This is a genomic window from Pseudomonas zhanjiangensis (genome assembly GCF_041027545.1).
Classification (GTDB): Bacteria; Pseudomonadota; Gammaproteobacteria; order Pseudomonadales; family Pseudomonadaceae; genus Aquipseudomonas; species Aquipseudomonas zhanjiangensis.
Genome location: NZ_JBFTEG010000006.1, coordinates 24142 through 42099 on the forward strand (window position 1 = coordinate 24142; position 17958 = coordinate 42099).

The following is a 17958-nucleotide window of genomic DNA, read 5'->3' on the forward strand; positions in this document are numbered from 1 at the left end:
TCATGCCTGCGGCGGCACGCACAGGATGTCGCCCTGCAGGTCGTTCAGCAGGCCGCTGGCGACGCTGCCCAGCACCAGCCGCGACAGGCCCTTGCGGGCATGGCTGCCGATCACCAGCAGATCGGCCTGGGACTGCTTGAACACATCGGCGATGACCTGGCGCGGCTGGCCCTGCTCCACCCGCACCTGCGCATCGGGCAGCCCCAGCCCGGCCTCCTTCAGTTCGCCGCGCAGCATCTGCAACACCTCGCCGGCCTTCAGCTCGAGCTGCCGATAATCGATCCCGGCTTCGGCCAGCGTGCCCATCGGCACAGGCTCGAGCACCCGCAAGGCGTGGCACTGCTCGGGCTCGACCAGGCCCAGTTTGCGCACGCTGGCCAGCGCGTGCAGCGAGGTCGATGAGGCGTCCAGGGCCACCAGGGCCTTGTGGTAGTCGCCGTTGACCGGCGCCGCGACCCGCAGTACCGGCCGCTGGCTGCTGCGGATCAGGCGCTCCACGCTGCGGCCGACGAAGAAGTCGCGCAACGCCGAGCGGCGCTGGGCGCCGACCAGTATCAGGTCGATGCCCTGCTCTTCGGCCGCCTTGGCGACCACCTCCTCGACTTCGCCACTGCCGACCAGCACCTGCGGCCGGCTGCCCGCGTCCTCGGCCAGCTGCGGCGCCTCCTCCTCGAGCAGGGCCTGCACCCGCTGCACGTGCTCGGCGACATAGGCCTGCGGCGCCTGATCGTCGACCACGTGCAGCAGGCACCAGTCGCCGCCGCCCTGCTGCCTGATCAGGCGCACGGCACGCTGCAGGGCAAGCGCCGAGCGGTCGGACAGGTCGGTCGCCACCATGATCTTGATCATCTCGTTCACCTCCACCGGCTGACTGACTTCCATTGAATACCCGACAAACGCCTGCCGGCCTTGATGCATATCAGTCCGCCGGCGATCAATCGCGCTACCGTTGCAACAGCAGATCCATGGAGGCGCCGCGATGGACCAGTCAACGCCTGCCGCGCCGGCGACCGCCTGGCACGCCCTGGAACCCCAGCAGGCCATCGACCTGCTGCGCAGCGCCGCCGACGGCCTGAGCCAGGGCGAGGCCGGCGCCCGCCTGCAACGCCATGGTGCCAACCGCCTGCCCGCACCCAGACGGCGCGGCCCGCTGCGGCGTCTGCTGCTGCAACTGCACAACCTGTTGCTGTACCTGATGCTCGCCGCCGCCGGGGTCACCGCACTGCTCGAACACTGGGTGGATACCGCGGTGATCCTCGCCGTGGTGGTGATCAATGCGCTGATCGGCTTCATCCAGGAGGGCAAGGCCGAGCATGCCCTGGATGCCATTCGCCAGCTGCTGTCGCCCCAGGCCATGGTCCTGCGCGACGGCGAGCGGCGCGAGATCGCCGCCGCGCAACTGGTGCCCGGCGATGTCGTCATGCTGGTCGCGGGCGACAAGGTGCCGGCCGACCTGCGCCTGCTGCAGGTGAAGAACCTGTACATCGACGAGGCGGCACTGACCGGCGAATCGCTGCCGGTGGAGAAGTCGATTGCCCGCGACGGCGTCGACGCGGTGCTCGCCGACCGCCGCAGCATGGCCTATTCCGGCACCCTGGTGAGCAGCGGCCAGGGCCTCGGCCTGGTGGTGGCCACCGGTGCGGCCAGCGAACTGGGCCGCATCGGCGCCCTGCTCGAGCAGGTGCACAGCCTGACCACCCCGCTGCTGCGGCAGATGGATGCGTTCAGCCGCGGCCTGAGCCTGGCCCTGCTGCTGTTCGCCCTGGCCACCTTCGCCCTCGGCACCCTGTGGCGCGGCCAGGACGCCGCGGAGATGTTCATGCTGGTGGTGGCGCTGACCGTCGCGGCGATTCCCGAGGGGCTGCCGGCGATCATGACCGTGATCCTCGCCCTCGGCGTGCAGCGCATGGCCCGCCAGAACGCCATCGTCCGTCGCCTGCCGGCGGTCGAGACGCTCGGCTCGGTGACCCTGATCTGCACCGACAAGACCGGCACCCTGACCCGTAACGAGATGACCGTGCAGCGCCTGGTCAGCGCCGCGCGGGTGCTGGAGGTGAGCGGTGTCGGCTACGCCCCCGAGGGCGGCTTCCACCTGGACGGCGCGCACCTGGAGGTCGACCCGGCCCTGCGCGAAGTCGCCCGCGCCGCCCTGCTGTGCAACGACGCCCGCCTGGAGCAGCAGGCCGATGGCAGCTGGCGCCTGCACGGCGACCCCACCGAGGGCGCGCTGCATACCCTGGCGCTCAAGGCCGGCCTCGAGCCCTCCAGCGAACAGGCGCAGCGGCCGCGCAGCGATGTGATCCCCTTCGAGTCCGAGCACCGCTTCATGGCCACCCTGCACCATGACCACCGCGGCCATGGCCTGATCTACCTCAAGGGCGCCCCCGAGCGCATCCTCGAGATGTGCAGCCAGCAGCGCGGCCCGCTCGGCGACCAGCCGCTGGACCCGGACTACTGGCGCCGCCAGGCCAGCGACCTGGCCGCCCGCGGCCTGCGCCTGCTGGCCATCGCCAGCCGCCCGGCCGATCCCGAGCGGCGCACCCTCAGCTATGCCGACGTGGAGAGCGGCTGCACCCTGCTGGCCTTGCTCGGGCTGATCGACCCGCCGCGCGAGGAGGCCATTGCCGCCGTCGCCGAATGCCGCCGCGCCGGCATCGCGGTGAAGATGATCACCGGCGACCACGTCGAGACCGCCCGCGCCATCGGTGCGCGCCTGGGCATCGGCCTCGCCCGCCCGGCCCTGACCGGCGCCGAGATCGAGCTGCTCGACGAGCGCCGCCTGCGTGAGCTGCTGCCGCAGGTCGAGGTCTTCGCCCGCGCCAGCCCGGCGCACAAGCTGCGCCTGGTCGAGGCCCTGCAGGCCGGCGGCGAAGTGGTGGCGATGACCGGCGACGGGGTCAACGATGCGCCGGCCCTGAAGCGCGCGGACGTCGGCGTGGCCATGGGTCGCAAGGGCACCGAGGCGGCCAAGGAAGCCGCCGAGGTGGTGCTCGCCGACGACAACTTCGCCAGCATCGCCACGGCCGTGCGCGAGGGCCGGGCGATCTACGACAACCTGCAGAAGTTCATCCTGTTCGTGCTGCCGACCAACGGCGGCGAGGCGCTGATCGTGCTGGCGGCGATCCTGTTCCAGCTGACCCTGCCGCTGACCCCGGTGCAGGTGCTGTGGATCAACATGGTGACCTCCATCACCCTCGGCCTGGCGCTGGCCTTCGAGCCCGCCGAACGCGGCCTGATGAGCCGCCCGCCAAGGCCGCCGGGCCAGGCCATGCTCTCGCCGCTGTTCGTCTGGCGGGTGCTGATGGTCTCGCTGCTGATGATGATCTGCGCCCTCGGCCTGTTCCTCTGGGAGCTGCAGCGCGGCACCAGCCTGGAGAGCGCGCGGACCATGGCGGTCAACACCGTGGTGATCTGCGAGATGGCCTACCTGCTCAGCAGCCGGCATATCTATGCCTCGGTGCTCGACCGCGAGGGCCTGCTGGGCAACCCCCTGGTGCTGCTGGCGATCGCCGCCTGCCTGGGCCTGCAATTGCTCTACACCTATGCCCCGCCACTGCAGCGGCTGTTCGGCTCCACCGCCCTGGCGGCCGGCGAATGGCTGCGGGTGCTGCTGGCCGGTGTGCTGCTGCTCGCCGCGGCGGAGCTGGAAAAGCGCCTGATCCGCCGCTGGCGCCTGCATCCCGGAAAACCCGCCCGGCAGCAGTCGGCCTCGGGCTAGGCCTCGGCCCGCAGTCGCCGGGCGAACTCGACCAGCTCGGGGTAGAACTGGCGAAAATCCTCGCTCAGCGGCTGGTACAGGCGCTCCAGCTCGATCAGGCTGCCGTCCAGCAGGCCGGGACGCGACAGGCGCCGACCGATGCCCGCCAGCACCTGCTCGAGCACGGCGAACTCGCGGTAGCTGCCCAGCCAGTCCTGGGCGGCCATGCGCGGAGCTATCAGCGCCAGGCGCCCGGGCAGGGCCGGCTCGGCGTCCAGCACCCGGTAGACCCGGCCGGTGAACTGCTCCAGCGGCTCGGCGGCGTAGTCGCTCCAATGCAGGGCCAGGCAGTGGTCGAAGAACAGGTCGAGGAGAATCCCGGCGTAGCGCCGCCGTTCGACGGCAAAGCGCGCCCGCGCCTGGGCCTGCAGCGGATGGCTGTCGGTGAAGGCATCGATGCGCCGGTGCAGGCGGATGGCCGCCTCGATATCCGCCGGCCACTGCCCGGCCAGCGGCCCCTTGACGAAGTCGCCATAGAGGCTGCCGAGCAGTTGCGCCGGCGCGTCGCCGCCGAGGTGCAGGTGGGCGAGATAGTTCATACCCCGCAGCTTACACATCAGGCGGGTCGATGATCACTATCGGCGCGAACGATCTGTATATCGCCAGGCATCGATATACAGTTCGTCCCATCGCGATTTGGCGCGACAGCAACCCTGGAACCCGAACGTGCAAACACCCGACCTGCCCCTGGACATCGACGAAGTGATCAAGGCCCTGGCCCACCCGGTGCGCCGCGACATCCTGCACTGGCTGAAGACCCCGGAAGCCTTCTTCGCCGACCAGGAGCACCCGCTGGAATTCGGCGTCTGCGCCGGCAAGATCGACCAGCGCACCGGCCTGTCGCAATCGACAGTATCGGCGCACCTGGCGACCCTGCAGCGCGCCGGCCTGGTGACCAGCAGGAAGGTCGGCCAGTGGCACTTCTTCCAGCGCAACGAAGCGACCATCCAGGCGTTTGTGCGCCATATCAGCCAGCAACTCTAGCCCCGCAACCCCCTGACCGAGGATTACCCGATGCCTAGCCTTTTCGACCCGATCAAGATCGGCGAGCTGGAACTCGCCAACCGCATCATCATGGCGCCGCTGACCCGCACCCGGGCCGACGCCGGCCGCGTGCCCAACGCGCTGATGGCCGAGTACTACGTGCAGCGCGCCTCGGCCGGGCTGATCATCAGCGAGGCCACCGCGGTCACGCCGATGGGCGTCGGCTACCCGGACACCCCCGGCATCTGGTCGGACGAGCAGGTGCGCGGCTGGAGCAACATCACCAAGGCGGTGCACGCCCACGGCGGCAAGATCGTCCTGCAACTGTGGCACGTCGGCCGCATCTCCGACCCCATCTATCTCGATGGCGAGCTGCCGGTCGCGCCCAGCGCCATCGCCGCCAAGGGCCACGTCAGCCTGGTGCGGCCGCTGAAGGACTACGTCACCCCGCGCGCCCTGGAAACCGAGGAGATTGCGGACATCGTCGAGGCCTATCGCCAGGGTGCAGAGAATGCCAAGGCCGCCGGTTTCGACGGCGTGGAGATCCACGGCGCCAACGGCTACCTGCTCGACCAGTTCCTCCAGGACAGCACCAACCAGCGCAGCGACCGCTACGGCGGCTCCATCGAGAACCGCGCACGCCTGCTGCTGGAAGTCACCGATGCGGCCATCTCCGTATGGGGTGCCGGCCGGGTTGGCGTGCACCTGGCACCGCGCGCCGATGCCCACGACATGGGCGACAGCAACCGCGCCGAGACCTTCACCTACGTCGCCCGGGAACTGGGCAAGCGTGGCATCGCCTTCATCTTCGCCCGCGAGAAGGAAGCCGACGACAGCCTGTCGCCAAGCCTGAAGGAGGCCTTCGGCGGCGTCTTCATCGCCAACGAGCGCTTCACCAAGGACCAGGCCAACGCCTGGCTGGCCGCGGGCAAGGCCGATGCGGTGGGCTTCGGCATCCCCTTCATCGCCAACCCCGACCTGCCGGCGCGCCTGGCCCAGGACGCCGCGCTCAACGAGCCGCGCCCGGAGAGCTTCTACGGCGCAGGCCCGGTGGGCTATATCGACTACCCGCAGCTGTAACTTCCGAACGCCTCGAAGCGGTCGACAAGCCCCAGTGCCTCGCTCCTCGCGGGGCACTGGGGCTCACGCCATGGCCCCTCTCGATCACCGGCGGTTTTCTGCTACTGTCAGCGCCCCGCGGAACCACTCAATAGACAAGGATTTCCCCCGTGAAGCTGACCGCCCCCCTGCTGTGCACGCTTGCCCTGAGCATCAGTCCATTCACCCTGGCCGGCGCGGCCGGCCCGCTGGTGATCGACCGCGTTCAGTTTGCCGAAAACGTGGAGTTCAAGAAGGCGCAAAGCGAATGCGCCCTGCAGCAGCGCTTCGCCACCGCCCTGGACAAACACCTGCGCAAGCAGGGCTTCGATCCGCTGGAGGTCGACGCCGCCGGCGCTACACCAGCACCGCGCCTGTCGGTCGTCATCGAGAGCATCTGGGCCCCTGGCGGCGGCGCCTGGAGCGGTCCGAAACGGGTCAACATCAGCGGCGAGCTGAAAAACCAGGGCGAAGTCCTTGGCAGCTTCGTCGGCCAGCGCAGCTCCACCGGCGGCGTCTTCGGCGGCTTCAAAGGCACCTGCGGGATTCTCGCGCGGGATGTGGAGGCGTTGTCCCGGGATATTGCCCGCTGGATCGACAAACCAACCCGGGACGCTCGACTGGGCGAGCGCTAGCAGCCCTCGCACAGAGCACACCCGGATAAAAAAAGCCCGCAGTCGCTGCGGGCTTTTTTCTTGGCCGGTGGCGAATCAGCGGGCGTCTATCTGCGCCTGCAGGTTCTGGATCTGCGCCTGCAGGGTATTGATATTGCGGGTCATCTGAGCACGGAAGGCGTCGAACTCGGCGGTGTTGCTCTTCGCCGCCGGGCGATTCTCCAGATCGCTTTTCAGCACCAGCACGTCCTGTTCCAGGCGGGCGATGGCCGGGTTGGGATTGCCGATCTTCTTCAGAGCGTCCACTTCGGCGGCCAGACTCTTGAGCTGAGCGTCGAACTTGGCGGCTTCGCCCTGGGCACTCTTGAGCGCGGCCTGAGCGGTTTTCAATGCCGCCTGCTCGCCGCTCAGGCTCTTCAGCTGGCCCGCAACCTCGCCGCTCGTTGCCTGCTGGGCCTTCAGTCCGCTGGCCAGCTGCTCGAGCTGCTTGGCCTGGCCGGCCTGCTGAGCGGCGACAGCCTGCTGCTGCTTGGTCAACTCGGCCAGCTTGTTCTCCAGCTGCTTGACCTGCAGTTTCAGTGCTTCGCTGCCGCTGACCACCGTCGACTCGGTGGCCACCACCTTGCCGGAGATGTCCTGCAGACGGCCGGCGGCCTCCTCGCTGATTCGGGCGAAGCTTTCCTGGGTGGCGACCAGCTGCTGCTCCATCAGGCCGATCTGCTGGAAGCTCCACCAGCCCAGGCCGCCGAGGGCGATGGTCAGGGCGCCGACCAGCGCCCACAAGGGCCCGGTGCTGGCGCTCTTGGCCGGGGCGGCGGCGGCACGGCCGTAGGCTGGAACACGCGAGTGATCGCCATCGAACTCATCGCGATCACGCACGTCGGGCGTCAGGCTGGGCACATGATCGACTTCGTCGTAGGCATCGTTACGCATGGGTAAACCTTCAAGAAACGCATCGGGGGCTGGGTGCCGCGCAGTATACCGGTTCGCGCGCAGCGCATCAGTGACGGGCGCCGCCGCTCGAGCATGCACCGCAGCGGCGCGCGATCGCCAAGGTTGGACCCACTGCAGGCCGCACAGTTGCGCATTTGGTGAACTGGTATGCACTTTGCAGCTGACTCCGGGCGCCGCCCGCACCACGCCTCGCAAGCCGACCCGGGCGGCGCCCCGCCTGGCCAGCCGCCGGCGGGACGGGCCGAAGGCGTGCTAGCCGGCCCACTTCCACTCACCGGAGGATGGCCCATGGAACTGACCCGAGAAGTGTTGGACTGCATGAAGACCCTGCGGCGCAAGATCCGCGAGGAACAGGCGCTGGATATCCGCATGAGCCAGCCGGACGCGATCACTGCCATGCTCAGCGCCTGCCTGGCCTCGAGCGACGAGGAAATCCGCCGACTCGGTCAGCGCCTCGCCCAGTTCAGCGAGCGTCCCTTCGAGCGCGGCGAAGAGCGAGCGGCCAAGGTCCTGCAGCCTGCCCAGCCGCCGGCGGCGCCAGCCGGCGGTTCGGTACGTATCTACCGCGGCCAGCGGGTCTACGCCTGAGGTTGACCCTCACCCCGGGTGATGGGCCCGCCACCACTGGCTGAACTCATCCAGCGCCGTCCACAGGCTGACCTGGGGGTCGTAATCCAGGTACTGCCGGGCACGGCTGATATCCAGGGAAAAGTCCTTGGCCATCATCGCCACCCCCAGGCGGAACAGGGTCGGCTCCGGCTGGCCGGGCAGCACCTTGCATACCGCCTCGTTGAGCGTCGCCGCAGTGTAGGCCAGGGCGAAGGGCAGGTGGCGGGTCACCGGCGGCAGCTCCAGCTGGCGCAGCACATAGTTGATCGCATCCCAGATCGGCACAGGCGCGCCGTTGCTGATGTTGTAGGCCTTGCCCAGCGCCGGCCCGCCGGCCAGCAGTGCGGCGAACAGGGCGTCGTTGAGGTTGTGCACGCTGGTGAAGTCGACCCGGTTCAAGCCGTTGCCGATGATCGACAGGCGGCCCTTGCGCTGCATGTTGATCAGCCGCGGAAAGATGCTCACGTCGCCGGCGCCGGTGACCGAGCGCGGACGCAGCGCCAGCACCTCGAGGCCGAACTCCTGGGCACCGAACACCTGCTGCTCGGCCAGGTACTTGGTCTTGCCGTAATGATCGAAGAAGCGCTTGGGCACCTGTTCTTCCTTGATCCCCACGTGCGAGCGGCCGTCGAAGTAGATCGACGGCGAGGACAGGTGCACCAGGCGCCGTACCTTCTGCTTCAGGCAGGCCTCGATGACGTTCTCGGTGACCACCACATTGGCCTGGTGGAAATCCTGGTAGCGGCCCCACACGCCCACCGCACCGGCGCAGTGCACCACCGCCTCGACGTCGTGACACAAGCGCTGCACCAGTTCGGCATCGCCCAGGTCACCCTGAACGAATTCGGCACCGCGCCTGACCAGATGCTCGACGCCCTCGGCCCGCCGCCCGTTGACCCGCACCACCAGGCCCTGTTCCAGGGCGAAGCGGGCAAAGCGTCCGCCGATAAAGCCGCTGGCCCCGGTCACCAGAATCTTCATTGCGCGCCTTCCTCGATCGTCTGTGATGCGCCCACTCTAGCAGCGCCTGTGCCGCGCCACCGTGGCGCAACACGCCAGAACAGCGACCCTGCGTCCCTGGGCGAGCGGAAAAAAAGCGACCAACGGTACCCTGGCGGCGAGAGCGACTACGCTGTTATCCACCGCCCCCGACAGGAATCGACCATGGCCAAGCGACACTGGATGATTTACGGCGCCAACGGTTATACCGGCCACCTGCTGGCTGCCGAGGCTCAGCGTCAGGGCCTCAGGCCGCTCCTGGCCGGACGCAATCCGGCCGCGGTGCATGCCCTGGGCAGCCTGCTCGGCCTGGAGTGCCGGGTCTTCGACCTGCACCAGCGTGAAGCAGTCGTCGAGGCGCTGGCCGATGTGGCGGTGCTTGCCCATTGCGCCGGCCCCTTCTCCGCCACCAGTGCGCCGATGCTCGAGGCCTGCCTGGCCAGCGCCACCCACTACCTGGACATCAGCGGCGAGATCGACGTGTTCGAGGCCGCCCATGGCTACCACCACAAGGCCCATCAACTGGGCCTGGTGGTCTGTCCCGGAGTCGGCTTCGACGTGATCCCCAGCGACTGCCTGGCCGCCTGCCTGCACCAGGCGCTGCCGGATGCCTGCGAGCTGGCGCTGGGCTTCGACAGCGCCGGCGGCCTGTCGCCGGGCACCGCCAAGACCCTGGTCGAGGGCCTCGCCCTTGGCGGCAGGGTGCGCCGGCGCAGCATGCTCGACCCGGTGCCGCTGGGCTACAAGCGCCAGCGCATCGACTTCGGCCGAGGTGCCAAGCCGGCGATGACCATTCCCTGGGGCGATGTGGCCACCGCCTATTTCTCCACCGGCATCGGCAATGTCGAGGTCTATGTGCCGGCGCCCCCGGCCTTGGCCATCGGCCTGCGCCTGCTCGACCCGCTGCGCCCGCTGCTCGGCCTGGATGCCGTGCAGCGCTGGCTCAAACACCTGGTCGACAAACGCGTGCAAGGGCCCGATCAGGCCAGCCGTGAGCGCCAGCGCACCTGGCTGTGGGGCGAGGCGCGCAACGCCGCCGGCAGCCGCAGGACCGCGCGCCTGGAGACCGCCAATGGTTACCAGGTAACAGTGCATGGCGTGTTGCTGGCGGTGGGGCATCTGCTCGACTACAGCGGCCCCGGCGGCTACTTCACGCCGTCGCGGCTGCTCGGCGAGCGCTGTGTGGAACAGTTGCCCGGCTCGGGCAAGATCGTCATTTCCTGAGCCCAAGGCGGCGCCGGCGCGGGACCTATTTCTCGACCCAGTCGCCGGCGTCGTTCTTCTCGTAAACCGCCTTCACCGCCGCCCAGGCGACCTTGTGCGCCACCGCCTCGCGGCTGTCCTCGCCGCGCCTGTCGTCGGCATCGCGGTACTGCTCCCAGGCGCTGTTGAAGGCCTTGCGATAGATCTCCTGGGCGTGTCGCGGCAGGTTGTCCCGGACCGGCGCCGGCAATTCTTCGCAGCTGCCATAGGGCATCTGGCCACCTCCTTCAGGGGCGCCGTGACCAAGCCGTCGGCTGACGGCCCGGACGCGCCCATGCCTACCTCCTCAACTATAGGTCGCACGCTCCGGGTCTCCGCCCCGGCGATCTTTATTTTTAACGACTCGTCAATTTATTTGCACGAATCTTGCAGAATATTCAACAGCCCTTCCCCTGTGTAACCCTTCTACCCGCGGAGCCACCTCGATGCCGCTACGTCTCAAACTCGCGCTCAGCTATCTGGCCATCGGCCTGATCCCGGTTCTGGCGATGGCCTTTACCGCCTATCACCAGGCCAGCCAGGCGCTGCAGGAGCAGACCCTCAACGCCCTGGAAGCCGTGGCAAATATCAAACAGCGGCAATTGCTGGACAACTGGCAATCGCGGCACAACCAGCTCAGCACCCTGGCCAGCAACCTGGCCACCAGCTACCAGGGCCTGAACGGCGCGCCCCTGGTCAGCGCCGCCAACTACGACCGGCCGATCTTCGAGAACTTCATCAAGACCTTCGGCTTCAGCGAGCTGAAACTGATCGACGGCAAGGCCGACGTGATCTTCAGCGTGCAGCGCGGCGCCGACTACCAGCACAACCTCAACGATGCGCAATGGCGCGACACGCCCATGGCCCGCCTGGCCAACGCCGCCCTGAGCAGCCAGCAGGTGCAGATCGGCGACCTGCGGGTCAACCCACAGACCGGCGAGCCCAGCCAGTTCCTGGCCGCCCCCATCATCGCCGATGGCGAATTGCTCGCCCTGCTGATGCTGGAGCTGCCAATCGCCCCGCTCAACGACGTGATGCAGACCCGCCAGGGCCTGGGTGAAGCCGGGGAAACCTATCTGGTCGGGGCCGATGGCCTGCTGCGTTCCGACTCGGTGCGCTTCGCCGAGCAGCGGGTCAGCCGCGGCGAACAGCCAGGCGCGGCGCTGGCCGGCGAGGCCATCGCCCAAGCCCTGCAGGGCCAGCAGGGCCGCCTGGCCGAGCCGGGCCTGGACGGCCAGCCGGCGCTCAAGGCCTTCGTGCCCCTGGAGTTCGGTGGCCAGCACTGGGCGCTGATCGCCGAGATGGACCAGGCCCAGGCCTTTGCCGCGGTGCGTCAATTGATGCTGCAGATGCTCCTGCTCGGCCTGCTAACCGTTGCCGCGGTAGCCCTGGCGACCTGGCTGGTCAGCCGTAGCGTGATGCGCCCCCTGGGCGGCGAACCGAGCAGCATGGCCGCCCTGGCCCGGCGCCTGGCCGCTGGCGAACTGCGCCTGGCGGCCAGCGAGGGCACGCCCAGCGGCCTGATGCAGGCGCTGCACGAGATGGCCGGCGCCTGGCGCGAGGTGATCGAGCGGCTGCGCCAGGCCAGCCAGGCAGTGGGCGACGCCAGCGGCGACATCCTCGGCGCCGCCGGCCAGACCAGCAGTCGCCTCGATCAGCAGCAGCAGGCGCTGGAGATGGTGGTCAGCGCGGTCGACCAGATGGCCGCCACCGTGCAGGAGATCGCCGCCAACGCCAGCCAGAGCGCCGACGGCAGCGCCGCGGCGCGCGAGGCCTTCACCCGCATGCAGGACACCCTGCAGCGCATGATCGGCCGCCAGGACCAGCTGCTCGCCGGTCTGCGCCAGGCCGACGGGGTGGTGCGCACCCTGGCCGACAGCAGCCAGCAGGTCGGCTCGGTGCTGGCGGTGATTCGCGGCATCGCCGAGCAGACCAACCTGCTCGCCCTCAATGCCGCGATCGAAGCGGCCCGCGCCGGCGAGCAGGGTCGCGGCTTCGCCGTGGTCGCCGACGAGGTGCGCAGCCTGGCCCTGCGTACCCGCAGCGCCACCGAGGAGATCGAACAGACCATCGCCAGCATCGGCGCCTCCTCCAGCGAGGCGCAGAGCTGCATGCAGGGCTCCACCGAACAGGCCCATACCCTGGAAGAGCAGACCCAGGCCGTACTCGGCTCGCTGGCCCACCTCGACGACTCGCTGCAGGGCGTGCACGCCCTGGCCTTCCAGATCGCCGCGGCCGCCGAGCAGCAGGCGGCCACCACCCAGGAGGTCAACCAGCACATGCACCAGCTGCACCAGATGACCGGAGAAAACCGCCAGACCGCGGCCCACACCCGTGAATGCGGCGAACACCTGCAGCAGGTCGCCGGCAGCCAGCAGCAGCTGGTGGCGCACTTCCAGCTCTAATCGGCGGGCGCCACCAGCCAGGCCCGCGCCGCGCGCTGCAGGTGGCGGGTCAGGGTCGCCATCAGCTCGCCGCCATTGCGCCAGTGATGCCAGTACAGCGGCACGTCCAACGGCTGGCCGGGCAGCATCTCCTGCAGGGCGCCGCTGGCCAGCGCCTGCTCGACCTGCAGCTCGGGCACCAGGCCCCAGCCGAAGCCGGCACAGGCCAGGCGCACGAAACCCTCGGATGACGGGCACAGGTGGTGGGCGAAGCCGCCGGCCACGCCCAGCGCGGCCAGGTAGCGGTGCTGCAACTGGTCGTCCGGACCGAACACGATCGCCGGCACCCGCGCCAGTTCCTGCGCCGCGACGCCATTCGGGAAGTGCCGGGCGATAAAGGCCGGGCTGGCCAGCGCCCGGTAACGCATGGCGCCCAGCGCCAGCGAGCGGGCGCCGGCCAGGGGACGCTCGGCGGCGCACACGCAGCCCGCCACCTCACCGGCGCGCATGCGCTTGAGGCCGACTTCCTGGTCCTCCACCAGCAGGTCCAGCAGCACCCGCTGCTCGGCGCAGAACTCGCCCACCGCCGGAGCCCACCAGGTCGCCAGGCTGTCGGCATTGAGGGCGATGCGCAGGCGCTCGGGCGCACCGCCCTCGTCCAGCGCCGGCACCTGATCCTGCAGGTCGCGCTCGAGCAGACGCACCTGCTGTACGTGATTGAGCAGGCGTCGGCCGATTTCCGTCGCCGTCGGCGGCGTCGCCCGCACCAGCACCGGCTGGCCGACCCGCGCCTCGAGCAGCTTGATCCGCTGCGACACCGCCGACTGCGACAGGCCCAGCACCTGGGCGGCGCGCTCGAAGCCGGCCTGCTCCACCACGGCAGCCAGCGCGGCCAGCAACTTGTAGTCGAACAAATCACTTCTCCTAATGGGTGATAAGCAATATTGCTTTTTCTTATACAACCAAAGCCAGCAGACTGGCCACATCCAAACCCATCACCCAAGGACATCCCCATGGCCGGCGAAACCGCGTTACCCACCCTGCTACGTCAGCTGCAACCGCTGCTCAATCCCGGCGAGTACGTGTTCTGCAGCATCGGCGACCCGAGCCGACTGCAGGGCGTGCAGCCCCTGGGCAGCTTCCGCGAACGCGAGGGGTTGACGGTGATAGTGGCGCGTGATGAAGCTGAGCGCCTGGGCCTGGACTTCGACTACGTCGCCGCCTGGCTGACCCTCCAGGTGCACTCGGCGCTCAGCGCGGTGGGCCTGACCGCCGCGGTGGCCGGCGCCCTGGCCGAGGCCGGGATCAGCTGCAACCTGATCGCCGGCTACTACCACGACCACCTGTTCGTCGCCACCGCCGACGGCCCGCGGGCCCAGGCGGTGCTGCGCCGGCTGGCCGAGCAGGGAGCCTGAACGCCATGTGGCAGAGCTATAGCAACGGTCTGTTGATCGCCGCCGGACTGATCATCGCCCTCGGCGCGCAGAACGCCTTCGTCCTGGCGCAGAGCCTGCGCCGCGAACACCACCTGCCGGTAGCCGCGCTCTGCGTGCTCTGCGATGCCCTGCTGGTCAGCGCCGGGGTATTCGGCCTGGCCGCCCTGCTGGCGCAAGACCCGCTGCTGCTGGGCATCGCCCGCTGGGGCGGCGCCAGCTTCCTGCTCTGGTACGGCGGCCGGGCGCTGTGGCGCGCCTGCCGGCCCCAGGGGCTGAGCAAGGCCGGCGAGAACGCTCCGCGCTCGCGCCGTGCCGTATTGCTGGCCGCCCTGGCGGTGACCCTGCTCAACCCCCACGTGTACCTGGACACCGTGCTGCTGATCGGTTCGCTCGGCGCCCAGCAGAGCGAGCCCGGCGCCTATGCCTTGGGCGCCGCCAGCGCCTCGCTGCTGTGGTTCTTCAGCCTGGCCCTGGGCGCCGCCTGGCTGGCGCCCTGGCTCGCGCGGCCGACGACCTGGCGCCTGATCGACCTGGCGGTGGCCCTGATGATGCTCAGCATCGCCTGGCAGCTGATGATGCCAGGCACGCCCTCGGCCGTTCTCGCAGCGACCGGCGAGGGCCCTGGAGCCGGCTTTTCCACACAGTTGGCGCGTGGTTATGGTGCGGGGGCGGTGCTATGATTCCGGGTCTGCGGCCCGAGGAGGACAAACTCCCGCCGCTAGTCTGGCCGCCCGTGATCGGCCTTGCGCTCACCGCACCTGACCCTTAGTAGGAGATAAACCATGGCTTTCGAATTGCCGCCGCTGCCATACGAGAAGAACGCCCTCGAGCCGCACATTTCCGCCGAGACCCTCGAATACCACCACGACAAGCACCACAACACCTATGTCGTGAACCTGAACAACCTGGTGCCGGGCACCGAGTTCGAAGGCAAGACCCTGGAAGAGATCGTCAAGACCTCGTCGGGCGGCATCTTCAACAACGCCGCTCAGGTGTGGAACCACACCTTCTACTGGAACTGCATGAGCCCCAACGGCGGCGGCCAGCCGACTGGCGCCCTGGCTGACGCGATCAACGCGGCCTTCGGCTCCTTCGACAAGTTCAAGGAAGAGTTCAGCAAGGTTTCCATCGGCACCTTCGGTTCCGGCTGGGGCTGGCTGGTGAAGAAGGCCGACGGTTCCCTGGCCCTGGCCAGCACCATCGGCGCCGGCAACCCGCTGACCAGCGGCGACACCCCGCTGCTGACCTGCGACGTGTGGGAACACGCCTACTACATCGACTACCGCAACCTGCGTCCGAAGTACGTCGAGGCGTTCTGGAACCTGGTCAACTGGGACTTCGTGGCGAGCAACTACGCCGCCTAAGACCGCGTCCCCGTACACAAGAAACCCGGCCGATGCCGGGTTTCTTGGTTTTCCAGGCGCCAAAAGCCCGGACGCGGCCCGGTTCACGGGCCGATGCACGCGCCGCCAGCCTTAGCCGCACGTCACCTCAGGCACCACAAGCGGCGCCGATCGTCGAGCCGGCGTCGCCAAATCCGCCCGCCTGAAGCACAGTAGCCAGCCGATAAATCGCGCCAATCGCGCTCAAGTCCCGGGGCCCTCGCACCGATACAGTGACAGGTAACGCCGAAGCCAAGCTCAGACGTACTCCTTGTGTTCACCGCAAACATCGATAATGGCCCTTTGACGGCAACTGCGAGTTTGCCAATACTCTCAATCGGTCTGACGCCTCCAGCATCGAACAAGGAATCGCCACTTGAAGTTGGAACTCAAGAACAGTCTGTCCCTGAAGTTGCTGCGCGTCGTGCTGCTCTCGGCACTGGTGGTCGGCGTGGTATTGAGCTGCGCCCAGATCGTCTTCGACATCTACAAGACCCGCCAGGCGGTGAGCAACGATGCCCATCGCATCCTCGGCATGTTCCGCGACCCCTCCACGCAGGCAGTCTACAGCCTGGATCGGGAGATGGGCATGCAGGTCATCGAGGGCCTGTTCCAGCACGAGTCGGTGCGTGAAGCGGCCATCGGCCACCCCAACGAACCCATGCTGGCCGAGAAGAGCCGCGAACTGGCGCAGCTGCCGACGCGCTGGCTGACCGACCTGATTCTCGGCCAGCAGCAGCACTTTTCCACCCAGCTGGTCGGCCGCGGCCCCTACAGCGAATACTACGGCGACCTCAGCATCACCCTCGATACCGCCCCCTATGGCCAGGAATTCGTCACCAGCTCGGTGATCATCTTCATCGCCGGGGTCCTGCGCGCCCTGGCCATGGCCCTGGTGCTGTACCTGGTCTACCACTGGCTGCTGACCAAGCCGCTGTCGAAGATCATCGAACACCTCAGCCAGATCAACCCGGACCGGCCCAGCGCGCACAAGCTGCCGATGCTCGTGGGCAACGAGAAGAACGAACTGGGGCTGTGGATCAACACCGCCAACCAGCTGCTGTCCTCCATAGAGCGCAACACCCACCTGCGCCGTGAAGCGGAGAACAGCCTGCTGCGCATGGCCCAGTACGACTTCCTCACCGGCCTGCCCAACCGCCAGCAACTGCAGCAGCAACTCGACCATATTCTCGAGGACGCCGGTCGCCTGCAGCGCCGCGTCGCCGTGCTCTGCGTGGGCCTGGATGACTTCAAGGGCATCAACGAACAGTTCAGCTACCAGACCGGCGACCAGCTGCTGCTGGCCCTGTCCGATCGTCTGCGCAGCCACAGCGGCCGCCTCGGCGCCCTGGCCCGGCTCGGCGGCGACCAGTTCGCCCTGGTTCAGGCCGACATCGAGCAGCCCTACGAGGCGGCCGAGCTGGCGCAGAGCGTACTCGACGACCTGGAGATCCCGTTCAGTCTCGACCAGCAGGAGGTGCGCCTGCGCGCCACCATCGGCATCACTCTGTTCCCGGAAGACGGCGACAGCACCGAGAAGTTGCTGCAGAAGGCCGAGCAGACCATGACCCTGGCCAAGAGCCGCTCGCGAAACCGCTACCAGTTCTATATCGCCAGTGTCGACAGCGAGATGCGCCGGCGCCGCGAGCTGGAGAAGGACCTGCGCGACGCCCTGGCGCTGAACCAGTTCCATTTGGTCTATCAGCCCCAGGTGGACTACCGCGACCACAGCGTGGTGGGTGTCGAGGCCCTGCTGCGCTGGCAGCACCCCGAGCACGGCTTCGTGCCGCCGGACCTGTTCATCCCCCTGGCCGAACAGAACGGCACCATCATCCCGATCGGCGAATGGATTCTCGACCAGGCCTGCCGGCAGCTGCGCGAATGGCATGACCAGGGCTTCGACGAGCTGCGCATGGCGGTCAACCTGTCTACCGTGCAACTGCACCACGCCGAATTGCCGCGGGTGGTCAACAACCTGATGCAGGTCTATCGCCTGCCATCGCGCAGTCTGGAGCTGGAAGTCACCGAGACCGGCCTGATGGAGGACATCAGCACCGCCGCCCAGCACCTGCTCAGCCTGCGCCGCTCGGGGGCGCTGATCGCCATCGACGACTTCGGCACCGGCTACTCCTCGCTGAGCTACCTGAAGAGCCTGCCGCTGGACAAGATCAAGATCGACAAGAGCTTCGTCCAGGACCTCCTGGAGGACGAGGACGACGCCACCATCGTGCGGGCCATCATCCAGTTGGGCAAGAGCCTGGGCATGCAGGTGATCGCCGAAGGGGTGGAGACCATCGAGCAGGAGGCCTACATCATCGCCGAGGGCTGTCACGAGGGGCAGGGCTACTTCTACAGCAAGCCGCTGCCGGCCCGCGAGCTGACCCTCTACCTCAAGCAGGCCCGACGCCTGAGCGGCGCGGCCAGCAATCCGGCAACCCTCTGAGTCACCACCGCAGCCCCCGCCGATCGGCGGGCAGACCGTTCGACCTGCCGCCCCAC

At 68.3% G+C, this 17958-nt stretch carries 16 protein-coding genes and 2 pseudogenes; 12 read left to right on the forward strand and 6 right to left on the reverse strand.

What is annotated here, in order from left to right:
- On the reverse strand, positions 1-849 hold the full coding sequence (locus AB5S05_RS09435) for a universal stress protein (RefSeq protein WP_369287256.1): 849 nt from the start codon (positions 847-849) through the stop codon (positions 1-3).
- A gap of 130 nt (positions 850-979) precedes the next feature.
- Between AB5S05_RS09435 and AB5S05_RS09440 the strand changes: the two genes are divergently transcribed.
- Entirely contained in the window at positions 980-3718 is a 2739-nt protein-coding gene (locus tag AB5S05_RS09440; RefSeq protein WP_369287257.1) for a cation-transporting P-type ATPase, read from the forward strand.
- On the opposite strand, the gene AB5S05_RS09445 is transcribed toward AB5S05_RS09440, so the two are convergent.
- Positions 3715-4296, reverse strand: a complete 582-nt coding sequence (locus AB5S05_RS09445; protein WP_369287258.1) for an acyl carrier protein phosphodiesterase — start codon at positions 4294-4296, stop codon at positions 3715-3717. The two genes, AB5S05_RS09440 and AB5S05_RS09445, sit on opposite strands and share 4 nt — an antisense overlap.
- A gap of 142 nt (positions 4297-4438) precedes the next feature.
- Between AB5S05_RS09445 and AB5S05_RS09450 the strand changes: the two genes are divergently transcribed.
- The 3 genes from AB5S05_RS09450 (at position 4439) to AB5S05_RS09460 (ending at position 6474) form a co-directional block, all read left to right on the forward strand.
- The gene (locus AB5S05_RS09450; protein WP_369287430.1) at positions 4439-4741 is read left to right on the forward strand and encodes an ArsR/SmtB family transcription factor; all 303 of its coding nucleotides are present in this window, start codon (positions 4439-4441) and stop codon (positions 4739-4741) included.
- A gap of 30 nt (positions 4742-4771) precedes the next feature.
- On the forward strand, positions 4772-5821 hold the full coding sequence (locus AB5S05_RS09455; protein ID WP_369287259.1) for an alkene reductase: 1050 nt from the start codon (positions 4772-4774) through the stop codon (positions 5819-5821).
- Between the two features lie 149 nt (positions 5822-5970).
- The gene (locus AB5S05_RS09460) at positions 5971-6474 is read left to right on the forward strand and encodes a hypothetical protein (protein ID WP_369287260.1); all 504 of its coding nucleotides are present in this window, start codon (positions 5971-5973) and stop codon (positions 6472-6474) included.
- A gap of 75 nt (positions 6475-6549) precedes the next feature.
- On the opposite strand, the gene AB5S05_RS09465 is transcribed toward AB5S05_RS09460, so the two are convergent.
- Positions 6550-7386 carry an ATPase gene (locus AB5S05_RS09465; RefSeq protein ID WP_369287261.1) on the reverse strand — a complete coding sequence of 279 codons (837 nt, stop codon included), beginning with the start codon at positions 7384-7386 and terminating at the stop codon, positions 6550-6552.
- Positions 7387-7695: 309 nt separating this feature from the next.
- Here AB5S05_RS09465 and AB5S05_RS09470 point away from each other — a divergent pair, with 309 nt between their 5' ends.
- Positions 7696-7995, forward strand: coding sequence for a hypothetical protein (locus tag AB5S05_RS09470; RefSeq protein WP_369287262.1), 300 nt, complete (start codon positions 7696-7698; stop codon positions 7993-7995).
- A gap of 9 nt (positions 7996-8004) precedes the next feature.
- Here the strand turns inward: AB5S05_RS09470 and AB5S05_RS09475 are convergent, their stop codons facing one another.
- On the reverse strand, positions 8005-8997 hold the full coding sequence (locus tag AB5S05_RS09475; protein WP_369287263.1) for an NAD-dependent epimerase/dehydratase family protein: 993 nt from the start codon (positions 8995-8997) through the stop codon (positions 8005-8007).
- 183 nt (positions 8998-9180) lie between these two features.
- On the opposite strand from AB5S05_RS09475, the gene AB5S05_RS09480 reads away from it, so the two are divergent.
- A complete protein-coding gene (locus AB5S05_RS09480; protein WP_369287264.1) occupies positions 9181-10239 on the forward strand; it encodes a saccharopine dehydrogenase family protein in 1059 nt (352 codons plus the stop codon).
- Between the two features lie 25 nt (positions 10240-10264).
- On the opposite strand, the gene AB5S05_RS09485 is transcribed toward AB5S05_RS09480, so the two are convergent.
- On the reverse strand, positions 10265-10492 hold the full coding sequence (locus AB5S05_RS09485) for a ChaB family protein (RefSeq protein ID WP_369287265.1): 228 nt from the start codon (positions 10490-10492) through the stop codon (positions 10265-10267).
- A 274-nt stretch (positions 10493-10766) separates the two neighbouring features.
- On the opposite strand from AB5S05_RS09485, the pseudogene AB5S05_RS22150 reads away from it, so the two are divergent.
- Positions 10767-11576, forward strand: a pseudogene (locus tag AB5S05_RS22150) (cache domain-containing protein); the annotation flags it as partial.
- A gap of 486 nt (positions 11577-12062) precedes the next feature.
- Positions 12063-12662, forward strand: a complete 600-nt coding sequence (locus AB5S05_RS22155; RefSeq protein WP_438943563.1) for a methyl-accepting chemotaxis protein — start codon at positions 12063-12065, stop codon at positions 12660-12662.
- Here the strand turns inward: AB5S05_RS22155 and AB5S05_RS09495 are convergent.
- Positions 12659-13555, reverse strand: coding sequence for a LysR family transcriptional regulator ArgP (locus AB5S05_RS09495; protein WP_369287267.1), 897 nt, complete (start codon positions 13553-13555; stop codon positions 12659-12661). The genes AB5S05_RS22155 and AB5S05_RS09495 overlap by 4 nt on opposite strands.
- 99 nt (positions 13556-13654) lie before the next feature.
- On the opposite strand from AB5S05_RS09495, the gene AB5S05_RS09500 reads away from it, so the two are divergent.
- The 4 genes and pseudogenes from AB5S05_RS09500 (at position 13655) to AB5S05_RS09515 (ending at position 17902) form a co-directional block, all read left to right on the forward strand.
- Entirely contained in the window at positions 13655-14056 is a 402-nt protein-coding gene (locus AB5S05_RS09500; protein ID WP_369287268.1) for an ACT domain-containing protein, read from the forward strand.
- Between the two features lie 5 nt (positions 14057-14061).
- Positions 14062-14661 (forward strand): annotated as a pseudogene (locus AB5S05_RS09505) (LysE/ArgO family amino acid transporter); the annotation flags it as partial.
- 198 nt (positions 14662-14859) lie between these two features.
- Entirely contained in the window at positions 14860-15441 is a 582-nt protein-coding gene (locus AB5S05_RS09510; protein ID WP_369287269.1) for a superoxide dismutase, read from the forward strand.
- Between the two features lie 394 nt (positions 15442-15835).
- Positions 15836-17902 (forward strand): putative bifunctional diguanylate cyclase/phosphodiesterase, encoded by a 2067-nt coding sequence (locus AB5S05_RS09515; RefSeq protein WP_369287270.1) that lies wholly within the window; start codon positions 15836-15838, stop codon positions 17900-17902.
- Positions 17903-17958: the final 56 nt, after the last annotated feature.